The 12,795-nt window shown below is 55.0% G+C and carries 10 protein-coding genes; 3 read left to right on the top strand and 7 right to left on the bottom strand.

Translation table 11 applies throughout. The features are described 5' to 3' along the window. Nucleotides 1-19 precede the first annotated feature (19 nt). From AC6IZD_RS17750 to AC6IZD_RS17740, 3 genes are read right to left on the bottom strand one after another with little or no spacing between them, the layout of a single operon-like run. Nucleotides 20-547 carry a chemotaxis protein CheW gene (locus AC6IZD_RS17750; protein ID WP_497784897.1) on the bottom strand — a complete coding sequence of 176 codons (528 nt, stop codon included), beginning with the start codon at nucleotides 545-547 and terminating at the stop codon, nucleotides 20-22. Continuing rightward, complete coding sequence (locus tag AC6IZD_RS17745; RefSeq protein WP_497784895.1) at nucleotides 544-2,067, bottom strand: CheR family methyltransferase; 1,524 nt, start codon at nucleotides 2,065-2,067, stop codon at nucleotides 544-546. The genes AC6IZD_RS17750 and AC6IZD_RS17745 overlap by 4 nt, the downstream gene beginning before the upstream one ends. Next, complete coding sequence (locus AC6IZD_RS17740; protein ID WP_497784893.1) at nucleotides 2,064-2,528, bottom strand: chemotaxis protein CheW; 465 nt, start codon at nucleotides 2,526-2,528, stop codon at nucleotides 2,064-2,066. Before AC6IZD_RS17740 ends, AC6IZD_RS17745 begins: the two co-directional genes overlap by 4 nt. Before the next feature lie 278 nt (nucleotides 2,529-2,806). On the opposite strand from AC6IZD_RS17740, the gene AC6IZD_RS17735 reads away from it, so the two are divergent. Beyond that, entirely contained in the window at nucleotides 2,807-3,205 is a 399-nt protein-coding gene (locus AC6IZD_RS17735) for a response regulator transcription factor (RefSeq protein WP_497784891.1), read from the top strand. Nucleotides 3,206-3,273: 68 nt separating this feature from the next. On the opposite strand, the gene AC6IZD_RS17730 is transcribed toward AC6IZD_RS17735, so the two are convergent. The 4 genes from AC6IZD_RS17730 to AC6IZD_RS17715 all read right to left on the bottom strand — a co-directional run bounded on the left by AC6IZD_RS17730 (nucleotide 3,274) and on the right by AC6IZD_RS17715 (nucleotide 7,412). Continuing rightward, a complete protein-coding gene (locus AC6IZD_RS17730; protein ID WP_497784890.1) occupies nucleotides 3,274-3,474 on the bottom strand; it encodes a cold-shock protein in 201 nt (66 codons plus the stop codon). A gap of 186 nt (nucleotides 3,475-3,660) precedes the next feature. Further along, nucleotides 3,661-4,266: an acetolactate synthase small subunit gene (ilvN, locus tag AC6IZD_RS17725; RefSeq protein WP_497784889.1), complete on the bottom strand. Its 606-nt coding sequence runs from the start codon at nucleotides 4,264-4,266 to the stop codon at nucleotides 3,661-3,663. Between the two features lie 58 nt (nucleotides 4,267-4,324). Further along, nucleotides 4,325-6,082, bottom strand: a complete 1,758-nt coding sequence (gene ilvB, locus AC6IZD_RS17720; protein WP_497784887.1) for a biosynthetic-type acetolactate synthase large subunit — start codon at nucleotides 6,080-6,082, stop codon at nucleotides 4,325-4,327. Nucleotides 6,083-6,347: 265 nt separating this feature from the next. Further along, entirely contained in the window at nucleotides 6,348-7,412 is a 1,065-nt protein-coding gene (locus tag AC6IZD_RS17715; protein ID WP_497784885.1) for a LacI family DNA-binding transcriptional regulator, read from the bottom strand. Nucleotides 7,413-7,659: 247 nt separating this feature from the next. Here AC6IZD_RS17715 and AC6IZD_RS17710 point away from each other — a divergent pair, with 247 nt between their 5' ends. Continuing rightward, on the top strand, nucleotides 7,660-11,196 hold the full coding sequence (locus AC6IZD_RS17710; protein WP_497784883.1) for a carboxypeptidase-like regulatory domain-containing protein: 3,537 nt from the start codon (nucleotides 7,660-7,662) through the stop codon (nucleotides 11,194-11,196). A 144-nt stretch (nucleotides 11,197-11,340) separates the two neighbouring features. Beyond that, a complete protein-coding gene (locus AC6IZD_RS17705; protein ID WP_497784881.1) occupies nucleotides 11,341-12,768 on the top strand; it encodes an MFS transporter in 1,428 nt (475 codons plus the stop codon). Nucleotides 12,769-12,795: the final 27 nt, after the last annotated feature.

Below are 12,795 nucleotides of genomic sequence, written 5' to 3'. Positions count from 1 at the left end.
CTTTCCGCGGGTCGGACGGCTAGACGCGCCCTCTTCCCTTTATCTTTTGAATTAGGACTTCGAGATCGATCACACCGCGCAGGACGTTGCCATTTCGCGCAGTGCTCTTGATGTAATGAGCCTTCGTTTCCGCGCTAGGCGGAATCATGTCTTCGAGCGGTATCTCCAGGTGGCCTTCGAGGAGATCAATTGCCAACGCGATTGTGGCCTGCCGCTCGCCGCTGAGGAGTAGCCAATGATACTTGTCTGCTCGTGACGTGAGTCCAAGCAATGCCGCCAGACTGAAAACGGGCACTACTACGCCGCGAACTCCCGTGATGCCAACTAACTCCGGCACGCTGCTGGGAACGGAGAGGACCTGCCCCTTCACTGTCGTTAGCCCTGAGATGTCGCGCACCGAGACCGCAAACTGCTCCGAGCCCACACGGATGGCCAACAGATGTTCAACCGCAGGACGCTCGGTCTGTTCGGGAGCCGCGAAGCTGTCATCGAACAGCTTACGGAATTTCTCGACCTTGCTTTGCAATTTCAGATCGACTGAACTCACACCGTTCCTCCGCAGGCCTTCAGCTCTCGCTTGCAAAGTTCTACAAGGGACTCGCGGCTGAATCCACCGCCAAACAGAAGAATACGCGAAGCATCCTCGCGCTCAAGTAGTAGCGCAGCCTGCTGTAACTCTCGGCGAGCCGAGTCGAGATCTTTCGAGCGGCGCGCGAGCAATCCCATGTGCAGGTGCGGCATGGCAAAGGATGGATCCAAGTAAATGGCAGTCTGGTCGTGGCGGCTTGCTTCGCTCCAATCCTGTGCGTGCTCGCGACACAGGGCCATCACGTAATGAGCGCCTGCGTTCAGTTCGTCGCTTTTCAGCAACATCTCGCAAGTCGCCTCAGCTTCGGTGAGTTTGCCGGAGTTCGCCAGGATTACCGCTCTCAGCAGTTGCACCTCTCCGCTTGCGCTCGCATCAGGTGGAAGTGCATCCAACGCCTCCCCGAAACGCTCGCGGCGAAGCAAGTCGATCGCGGCCGTCATGTCGAGTCGTTTCTGCTGTGCGGGAGGCTTCGGCGACGCTGTGTTTGTTTCCGAGTGCGGACGAACTTTCGCAAGTCCTTGCACCCTCTCTGTCGCGGCACGGATCGTGTCGAGCCAGTCGCCCTGAATCTCCGGAATATTGTCGGAAACGGCGCCAATCGTGGTGTTCGCCGCTGTTGTGCGCCGTGGTTGCCGTGTCTCAGTTTTCGGTTTTTCGGCGTCCCCATCTCGTCGGCGCTGGTAGTAGAACGCTCCATGCGTCTGGCGAAGGTGAAATTCATGTGAGACCCCGCGCAAGTTCTCCGCCGATCCCATGAACAGGTATCCGCCGGGCACCAGTGCCTGTGCCGCATGTGAGATTACTTCCTTTGTGCATTCAGGCGAGAAGTACATGAGCACGTTGCGCACAAAGATGACATCGCACGACTCACGGTGCCAGAAAGTGGAGGCTTCGTCCAGCAGGTTACCTTCCTCAAATTTGACCATCTTGCGGATCGTGTCGTCGAGTTGGTATTGGCGACCTTGGCGATGGAAATACTTGTCCCGTATCGGCTGCGGAGTTTCCCGTAAAGACCATTCTGAATACTTCGCGAGCCGAGCCCGCTCAATCACCGCCGGATTCACGTCCACACCGCGGATCGTAACGGAGTGCTTTGCCGAAGTTCCCATCTCGTGGAGAAGCATGGCAATGGAATACGCTTCCTCGCCCGAAGCGCATCCTGCTGACAGAATGCGCACCCGGCCATGCTGCAGAAACTCTGGCAGAATGATTTCGCGCAGCGCTCGGAAGTGTTCCTGCATTCGGAAGAAGAATGTCTCAGGAACCGTCAGGTAGCTCGCCACCGCATACTGTTCCTGCTGCGACGATGACAGGGCAGTCAGGTATTCGTCCAATTGCTTGTTTCCTGTGGCTTTCATTCGGGCACTCAGGACTTCCGCCAACTCGTCCAACTTGGTGTCATCAAATCGAAGGCCAAGGTGCCGATTAATGATGTCGCGAAATCTTGCGAGTTCCTCGATTTGGAAGTTGGACTTCACAGCGTCGCCTCGAGTATTCCGAGAGTCTTCCATATCGCTTCGGGGACCAACGCTGCGGTTTGCAGCATCACCAGCAAGTCCGAGTCAAGCGTCCCAATCGCCTCCATCACGTCGGTCCGCGCATTCTTCAGTAGCGGCGGAAGGGAAACGACGTTTAACTGACCCAGGTCGGCTATCCCTGCCACATTCTGCACGGCAAGTGCGACGACCCGTCCGGCGGTTCGTACGGTGACATATCGCTCGGATGGCAGGTGCTGTCCGTCTTGGAACAGTGCGCACAGATCGATAACGGGGGTTGGTACTCCACGTATGACGGATACTCCGGATAGGAATTCTGGCGCGTCTGGGACTGGTGAAACAGGAAGCGGTCGCATGGTCTCGATGACGTGTCGCAGAGGGAGAGCACATACAGCCGCGGGCACTCGCACAAGAAGAACTGCTCCGGTTTCAATCTGTTGCATACGATCCGATCCGCCAAATTCAAGTCAATAAAACACGCAATCACTCAGGGATATCGAGTATAAGCTGGAGAGTGTTGTACATGCGCTCAGTTTGAACAAAACAGTAGGCAACCGGCAATACATCCTGACTGAGCCGCGCAGCAATCCGCACGTCAGCAGTTTGTAGTGAGCAAGTGTACACTGTATCGAGAAGCTTCACTGAACGCTTCGTTCAGTATGGTTTTGAGCAGTTTCGTACTCGACTTCGATTGAACAAACCACAAAGGAATCCTCGCAGAATGTCACCGGCCCAGACCATCGATGGAAAGAGATCTGAATGCCGTATCCTGGTCGTCGATGACGAACGTCCGATCAGCGATACGCTGTGCCAGATCCTTCGGCGCGCCGGATACGATTGCAGGTCAGCATACAGTGCTGCCGAGGCACTTGCGATCCTTGAGGACTTTATCCCCGATCTCATCATCACGGATGTGATGATGCCCGAGACGAATGGTATCGAAATGGCCAAAGCCATTTACTCCAAGCATCCGCATTACAAGATCCTCATCTTTTCCGGGAACGCGGCGACCCAGGATCTGCTGGAGAGCGCCCGGGCGGAAGGATACTCTTTCAACGTCTTGGCCAAGCCGTTGCATCCCCGCGAACTGCTGGCGAAGATCACCAACCTGCTTGCGTAATTGCGAAGTTTCCCAGTAACAAAGAGGGCAGCCCGTCGGCTGCCCTTTTCAAATGTTTTGCTTGCGACCTAGACGATGGCAACGCTCTCGGCCTGCAACCCTTTCGGCCCCTTCACGACGCTGAACTGAACTGTCTGGCCCTCCTGCAGGCTACGGAAGCCCTTTGACTGGATGGCCGTGAAATGCACGAAGACATCTTCGCCGCTCTGGCGGGTGATAAAACCAAATCCCTTAGCGTCGTTGAACCACTTTACAGTTCCTTGTTCCATGGTGATGCAGATCCTCTTCAATCGTAAAATCAGCTTGGGGCGGACAGCTTGGGCTGTGGCCGGGCCTTAACACTAAGATGCCCAGCTCTGATTCAGAGTTGCAGGTGAGGAAAAGATTTTGCGCCGAGACTGCTGCGCGCTCCTGCCAGAACGGAAGAAGCGCGCGAACTGCAACGATACGTCCATTTAGAGTGGGTGGTTCGGGTCGCCAGGAATCAGTTCGAGACTGTTCTCGCCGGTAGCCGTAACGGGAATAATCGGCTCCTCTTCAGGGCTGGGGGCACGCATGGCGTCTAGTACTCGCGATGTGTGCTGGCCGCGACGCATCACCATGCGCCCGGTTCGCGAAATCTCGAGAATCTGGTTATCGCCTTCGGTCAATACCTGGATAAGCCCCTCAATCTTGGATGAAACTCCGGTAATTTCCAGCATCAGTGACTCTGGCGCGATATCCACGACGCGGGCTCGGAAGATATCTGCAAGCTGGAATATTGGCGCACGCGTCTGGGCGGTCGCCGCGACTTTGATCAGGGCAAGCTCACGCGTAACGCACGAGAACTGTCCGACATCGTCCACGTCAAGAACGTTTTCGAGTTTGAACAGCGATGCCTTGATGCGGTGTCCTGCTCCAGCGGCAGCTTCGGCCACAATCGTCATGCGCGAAACATCCGATCGCTCGGAGTGACCAACCGTCAGCGAGATGATGTTGATATTCAGTCGGCGGAATAGGGAAGCGACCCGGGTCAGCACGCCGGGCTTGTCTTCCACCAGTGCTACGAATGTGTGCAGCATAACCAGACCTTTCTCGAAGTCAGCGGGTTAGCAAAAAGGTTTCGTCCGAAACGCAATCCTATGGCTCTTCCGAAGTCTCTACCAATGGATCGCGTCTTCCCGCTGGACGGCGAATCATCTCGTCCAGTGCGGAACCAGGTGCGATCATCGGGTAAACGGCATCCTCTTTCTCGACCATGAAGTTGATCAGGAACGGGCCGCCTGATTTGCGAGCGGCAGTCACCGCCGGAAGCACATCCTCGCGCTTGTTGACCGATATTCCCGGAATCCCGTGTGCCTCGCCGAGCTTCACGAAGTCGGGCGAGAGGATGGGAGAGCACGCGTAGTTGCGCTCATAAATGAATTCCTGCCACTGCCGCACCATTCCAAGGAAGCCATTGTTGATCACGGCAATGTTGATGTCGAGCCGCTCCTGAACCACGGTGCACAATTCGGCCGAGGTCATCTGGAAACCACCGTCACCGGCGATCACCCAAACTTCTTTCTCGGGGCAGGCGATCTTGGCGCCAATTGCTGCTGGTAACGCAAAACCCATTGTCCCAAGCCCGCCCGAAGTGATCAGGGTCCTCGGCGAATCGTGCTTGTAGTACTGCGCTTCCCACATCTGGTGTTGACCCACGTCGGTCACCACGATCGCCTTGCCGTCGGTTGCGCGCCACAGATCGTGGATCACGTGGGCCGCGTAGAGATGGCCGAGGTCGGGGAGGTTCTTGATGTCGCGGACGGCGGCATCGCCTTTCAATGCGTTTACCGCTCGAATCCATGTCGGGTTCTGCTTTGGCGCAATGTGCGGCAGTAGCGTCTCAAGGATTTCGCGAAGATCCCCTATCAGCGCGATGTCCACTTTAACGTTCTTGTTGATTTCTGCTGGATCGATCTCAATGTGAATCTTCTTAGCATTCGGCGCGTAGCTCGCAAGCACTCCCGTGACGCGGTCGTCGAAACGCATGCCGCAGGCGATCAACAGATCCGATTGCTGAATTGCCTGGTTGACCCAAGCCTCGCCGTGCATGCCCATCATGCCCAGCGAGAGGTCGTGTGATGCCGGAAACGCCCCAAGTCCAAGGAGGGTAGATGCAACTGGGATTTGCAAACGCTCCGCCAGCGTGCGCACCTGATCCATTGCGTTCGAGTCCAGAATGCCGTGACCAGCGAGGATGATCGGACGCTTCGCACCGAGAATCAGCTTGAGTGCTTCGCTAAGGGCCTCGTGCTCAGCCGAGAGCATGGGATGGGGACGATGCGGCGTAGGCGCAGCAGCGGCGAAGTCGAAATCGGCAGAGCCCTGCTGCGCGTCCTTGGTGATGTCCACCAGCACCGGCCCTGGTCGCCCTGACTTGGCAATCATGAATGCCTCGCGCAGTACGGGAGCAATGTCCTGCGGTCGAGTCACGACGTAATTGTGCTTCGTGATCGGCAGTGTGATGCCGGTAATGTCGACTTCCTGGAAGGCGTCCGTACCCAGCAATTTGCTGGAAATCTGGCCCGTGATGCAGACCAATGGCACCGAATCCATCATTGCCGTAGCGATGCCCGTCACAAGGTTTGTGGCGCCGGGCCCGGAGGTGGCAATCGCCACACCCACTTTGCCCGAAGCGCGCGCATAACCATCGGCCATATGCGCCGCGCCCTGCTCATGACGCACAAGGACGTGCCGAATAGGGTACTTTCGCAGCGCGTCATATACAGGAAGGATCGCACCGCCCGGATAGCCAAATACTTCGCGAACGCCCTCGCCCTCTAGGGTGGCCCATACGATCTCCGCACCAGTGAGGAGTGTGGTCTGGCTGGATGTGGATGTAGGTTGTTCGCTCATTGCTATCTCCTTCCTTACATGTGTGCCTGGTCTGAAGCCGCTTTCCGTATAGCTGTGCTGGTACTTAGTCCAAATGTGACAAGTAGCCTCGATTAACGAGGATGATTTCTATGCTGTTGTTTATTCAGGTGGGCGGGGCTGAAAAACCCCGTCAGATCCAGTAGTTAATGCGAAATATCGGTAGCGCCTAGCCTATAGGGACTAATTGCACGGGTCAACAAATTCCGCAGGTAATCCGCTTTTCGAATGGGGCCATAAGAGGTGCTTAACTCGAATGAGTCGTCGCCAGATGTCTCGTCTGCCTTACAGGGGCGACGGAGTTGCGCACGATGAGCTTTGGCGTAAAGACAAGTTGCTGGTCTTGCAGCCCATTCGTAATCGCCGAAATGATCTCTCGAGCCGCGGTTTCGCCCATGGTTCTAAGAGGTTGTTGCACAGTTGTCAGAGGCGGGTACGTGATCGAAGCTTCGATTACGTCATCGAACCCTACCACCGAAATATCTTCTGGAACGCTGAGTCCTGCGTCACGCAAGCGATTGATCGCACCAATGGCCGAAATATCATTGAACGCCATCATTGCCGTGAACTCATCTCGATGAGGCAATAATTGCTCGGCGCACGCGATACCCTCTTCCACCATCGGCCTTGCACCACCACGCTTCAATTGCACGACCAGCGATGGATTGATCGGGATGGAAAGCTGTCGAGCCACAGTCTGCACCGCTTCCCAGCGATCTGCGGTGTCCGCACTGCCTTCATGTCCTTTGATGAAGGCAATCTTGCGATGTCCTAGCGATACCAGGTGTTCGAACGCTAGCCGGATGCCCTCGTAGTTATTCACCAGCAGCGAGGTTCCCTTCAGCGGCGGGTCATGCCTGCCAATCCGCACCACCGGCAAATTCGTCTCAGGGAACGAGTCGCTATTGACCAGGATGATTCCTTCCACACCGCGTTCCTGAAAAAGCTCCGCCGTGCGATGAATTCTCGACTCGGACCACTGGTGGCTGGCGATGAAAAAGTGGTACTCGCTCTGGAGTAGGTACTGCTCGATTCCGGCCAACAAACTGGCGTCGTAGCCTTCCGCTAGGTCCGGCGACAACACGCCTATGAGGTAGCTTCTTCCCTGGCTCAGCGACCTCGCCAGGAAGTTAGGCCGATAACCGAACTCCTGTGCTGCTTTCAAGATACGTTCGCGCGTCCGTGGCGCGATTGTTCGCGCCATGGGCGAGTTGCTCAGCACGAAAGAGATCGTGGTGCGGGACAGCCCCAAGTGCTCTGCCAGGAACTTGAGAGTGACCTTGGGTTTGTCGTGTTGTGAACTCTGTTTCACTACGCGGATAAGAGTAGCACGTAAAAACTAAATCGGTTCAGATAATCGTTGACAAACCCATCTACTCTGGGTTCAAATTCCACCCGGCCTACTAAAACGGTTAAGAACTGTGGTTACAGGGTTTTTCTCGTGAATTATGGGGTTTGCGCGACGGCGCTCAGCCAGCCTCGGTTTTCGCTGTTCGTCTGGAGGAGCTCTGCAAAGTAGGCCATTGGAAGTACTTGCAATTGTTTGAGGAGGAACACGAATGATCAAGCGAAGGCTAATTAGCTTTACAGCTTTCCTGATGAGCATGCTCTTCAGCTGCGCTCTCTTTGCACAGTCTGATCGAGCTACAATCACGGGTCTGATCACAGACTCGACAGGAGCGATGGTCGCTGGTGTTAACGTCACGGTGAAAAACACCGGAACCAACGACATTCAGAGCGTAAAGAGCAACGAAAGTGGCTTCTACTCACTGCGCAATCTGCCGGTGGGAAGCTACACTGTTTCGTTCAGCAAACAGGGATTCAAGAGTTACGAGCGCAAGGGATTGACCCTCGGTATCTCGCAAGTTGCGAATGTCGATGTAACCCTGCAGGTAGGTGCCCAGGCCGAGACGGTCGAAGTCACCAGTGAAGTTTCGATGGTTCAGACCGAAACGGCAGCCCTGACAACCAACCTGAACAATCAATCCGTAAATGATCTTCCTCTGTCCGTAAGCGGCGGACGCAATCTCTCCTCCTTCATGTTCGCCTATGTTCCCGGCGTCGAAGGCAGCGACTACGATTCCCACATCAACGGTTCTCTTGCCAAGAGCAAGGAAGTCATGATTGACGGCACTTCGGCCGTCGCACAGCTTGGCGGCTACATCAGCGAATCCCAGCCCTCCATGGAGAGCGTCCAGGAATTTCAGGTTGAAACCGCAGGTATCCGCGCTGATGAAGGTCGCAGCGGTGGCGGCGTGTTCCGCTATGAAATGAAGTCCGGCACCAACGCCTTCCACGGCAGCTTGGTCGGATATCTCCAGAGCCACTCTTTCAACGCAAACTCAGCAAGCAACAAGCTGGCCCTCAAAACTGACCCGGCGAATGCGAAATTCTACCAGCGCTCAGCCAGCGCCCTGAATGATTGGGGCGGCAGCGTCGGTGGTCCGATTGTCAAGGACAAGCTGTTCTTCTTTACCGCTTACGAGCGTTACATGTTCCACAGCTTCGGTCCCGGACAGCCAGGCTCCTCGGTTCCGACCGCAGCCTTCCTGAATGGCGACTTTAGCGCTCTACTGGACAAATCCACCACAGTAGGAACGGACTCCTGCGGCGGGACAATTTACAAAGGCGCGATCCTCCGGCCGAAAGATGGCTGCGCCTACGCGAACAACATCATTACTGATCCCATCAGCGCCGTATCGCAGAAGATCGTCAACATCTACAAGCAGTACTACGCACCACAAAACGACCTTCCGCAGAACAACGCGATGCCGGCCGCAAATATTCCTTGGAATCACCAGAACCAGTTCAGCACCAAGGTTGACTACAACATTTCCACCAACCACCACGTCAACGGCTCCTTCATTTACAACTACTATCCTCGTCTGCTTGCTGACCAGGGCGGTATCTGGTCATTGAATGCAGCCAAGGGCGGCCCGCTGGCCAATGCTTACCAGCACGACACCAAGTCGCCTGCGATTCGTTTGAACGATTCCTACACGATCACACCGAATGTGTTGAACTCGCTGCGCTTCACCATGAACCGCTTCTACAACCCCAGCATTGATGCTGCACAGGGTGGCAAGTGGGATAGCGCTCTTGGCCTGTTGAAGGAAGGCGGCTCCGGTAACTTCCCGAAGGTGAATTTCAATGGCGCCAGCTATACGTCTTGGAATCCGACTTCTATCGGAAGCACCTTTAATGACTTCTATGCTGCCAATACTTTCATCGTGAACGACGATGTCTCTTGGGTGTATGGACGTCATACCATGAAGTTCGGTGGCGAATTCCGTGCAATGCAGTTCAATAGCCACCCGGATGCGAATACGCTCCAGGTGACCTTCGACCCAGCTCAGACGGGCGCTCCCAATACGTCATACTCCACCAACGTTGGACACCCTTTCGCCAGCTTCCTGCTCGGTCAAGCGAACAGCGGTTCAGTAAATCGCCCCATCAATATTTATGGTCGCCGCAAGGCTCTTTCCCTGTATGCTTCGGACGACTTCAAGGTTAACTCTCGCCTCACCGTAAACCTTGATCTCCGCTGGGATTACAACAACCCCTACAAAGAGCTGAATGGCCACTGGTCGATGTTTGACCCGACCCTTACCAACCCCAAGACGGGTGTCAAGGGTGCTCTCAGCTTCCTTGACAATGGTAGCCAGTCGTTTGAGAAGAAGCAGGCTTGGTTGAACTTCGCACCACACGTTGGTGCGTCATACAAACTGGATGACAAGACGGTTCTTCGTGGATCGTTCTCAGTCTTCTATGTTCCTCTGAACATGAACACCTGGGGCGCAATTCCCTACAGCTTCAATCCTGGCTACGGGTACGACGATCAGATTAGAACGACTGGTCAGCGTGCAGCAGCATTCAACTGGGATGGCGGATATACTGGCACGCCGGTCGCGATCGGTAAGGACCCGAGCTTCACCAAGTGGGGAATGGTCACAATTGATCCCAAGGCCCTTACTCCTGGAAATACTCAGCAGTTCACCGTTGGCGTGCAGCGTGAAATCACCCGTGATTTCAAGGCTGATGTTAGCTACATCCAGAGCCAGAGCTATCACCTCCAGAGCGGCGTTCTGAACGGCAATCAGCCCACAGATATCAACGCTTATCTTGCGCTTTTGAATCGCAAAACTCAGTGGAACTGGGTTTCCAACCCCGGTGAGGCTGCAGCAGCTGGTGTGCCCTACCCGTATGCTGGATTTGCTGGTAACGCATGGATGGCCCTTGCAAAGTTCCCTGCGGTAGCAGCCTCTTGGGGGCCGCTCTTCTACGTGGGCAACCCTCAAGGCAACTCTGATTACAAGGCTCTCCAGATCAGCTTGACGAAGCGCGCTTCGCATGGCCTCACGATGCAGGGTAGCTACGTTTATTCGGCAACGCACGGAGATGTGGACACGAGCTTCCAGGAACTCTGGGGTACTGGTTCCATTCAGAACATTTACGATCTGAAGCACGAACGCAATCAGATTTCGTCGTTTGACATGACCCACATTGTGAAGGGTTTCGTCAGCTACGAACTGCCGTTCGGTCGCGGCAAAATGTTCCTTGGAAACGCCGGCCCAGTTCTGAACAATATCGTCAATGGCTGGAAACTGAACGGCAATTTCCACTACAACACCGGAACTCCGATGTATTTGCACTCGACCAACAACTTCCCGGGTTTCAACTCGGTTTACGTCAACATCGCTCCTGGCTGCAAGCTGACAACAGGCAAGAAGAGCTTGGGCTCGATGTATCTTAATCAGGCATGCTTCTCCAACCCTGGTGATGGTGACAAGCTTGGTCCTGCAGCATTAGGTAACGGGCAGAACTACCTCGCAAACCTGCGGAACTTCGGTACCGCAACTGAAGATTTCGGTCTGGATAAGTCGCTGTCGTTCGGAAACGAAGGCCGCTACAAGTTCACCTTTAAAGCCGAATTCTTCAACGTTTTTAACCGCAGCCAGCTCGCCGGTCCGGATACGAACCTTAACAACAAGACCTCGGACCCCACGAAACAGGCCCAGAATACTTTTGGAGTCATCCAGAAGTACAGCAACTTTGGACCACGCGTGGGCCAGATTGGCGCACGCATCACGTTCTAAGCTGCAACTCACCCCTCCCTCTGGGCAGTCGCAAGGCTGCCCAGAGTTTATCGCCACACGTGCATCAGCCTCGCAGTATGGTTTCGCTTTCAGAAGCGACCGCAACCTATAACGTTCGGCGGTGAAGCGGACGAAGGTATGAGTATGACGATTTCCAATAGCGACAAGCTCTCATTCGGTGAAAAAGTCGGGTACGGACTGGGTGATACTGCCTCGAATTTCTACTGGCAGATGTTCCTCAATTTCCTGGCGTTCTTTTATACAGACGTTTTCGGTATCACTGCCGCCGCTGCGGCAACAATGTTTCTTGTTGTACGGATTCCCGATACATTCATCGATCCCGTGATGGGCATCGTCGCCGACCGCACCCAGACTCGTTGGGGACACTACCGCCCATATCTCCTTTGGGGATGCTTGCCAATGGCCATCATGGGCGTGGTCATGTTTACGACCCCCAACTTTGGCCCGACCGGAAAGCTCATTTACGCCTACGTCACCTATGGCCTCATCATGCTGGCCTACACCTTCATCAACATCCCTTACGGCGCGTTGATGGGCGTGATTTCTCCGAATTCGCTTGAGCGCACCAGCGTTTCCAGCTATCGCTTCGTACTCGCTTACATCGGACTCTTCATGGTTCAGGGCCTCACGATTCCTATGGTCAAGTACTTCGGCAAAGGCAACGACCAAAAGGGATTCCAGTGGGCGATGGTGGTATACGGCATTCTAGCCATCTTTCTTTTCCTCTATACATTCATCTCCACACGCGAACGCGTACAGCCCGAACAGCAGCAAAAGACTGCATTGACTAAAGATCTTCGCGATCTGTTCCATAACCTCCCATGGGTGATGGTTTCCTTTATCGGAGTCTTTGCGGTCTTCTACATCTCGATCCGCATGGGAGCGATCCTCTACTACTTCAAGTACTGCGTCGTGCGACCCGGCGAGCTCTACCATGTGAACTACAACCTGTTCGGATTCCATCTAAAGGCAAGTCTTGACGCCGGCTCTCTCGCTTCATGGTTCATGGCTTGTGGCACTGCGGGTGTGATCTTCGGTGCGTCCATGGCTCGCCCCTTGTCTGAGTTGCTTGGTGGCAAGCGCCGCGCGTACATGATTCTCATGAGCCTGGCGAGCACGCTGACTGTTCTCTTCTATTTCGTGCCGCTCAGCAACGTGCCGCTCATTTTCATCACGCACATAGCCATCTCCACACTATTTGCTCCGACCTCGCCGCTGCTCTGGGCTTTCTATGCAGACACTGCTGATTACTCCGAGTGGAAGAATGGCCGCCGCGCTACGGGCTTGGTCTTTTCCGCTGCGTCGTTCTCCCAGAAACTGGGGTGGGCTGTGGGAAGCTCCCTGTTCCTGTGGTTGATTGGCATGGTCGGATTCCACGCCAATGTCGAGCAGACTCATAGTGTGCAGGTTGGCATTCGCTACATGATGAGTTTCTTCCCCGCCGTTGTCGGATTCCTTTCCGCCGCTGCGGTTTTGTTCTATGAACTCGATGACACCATGATGGTGAAAATCGAAAGTGATCTAAAGCAGCGCAAGGCACTTCAGGCATAAGAAACATTTAGCTCAGGAAGACGGAGA

The organism is Koromonas humicola, assembly GCF_059726255.1.
This window is presented reverse-complemented; position numbering and strand designations above follow the sequence as displayed.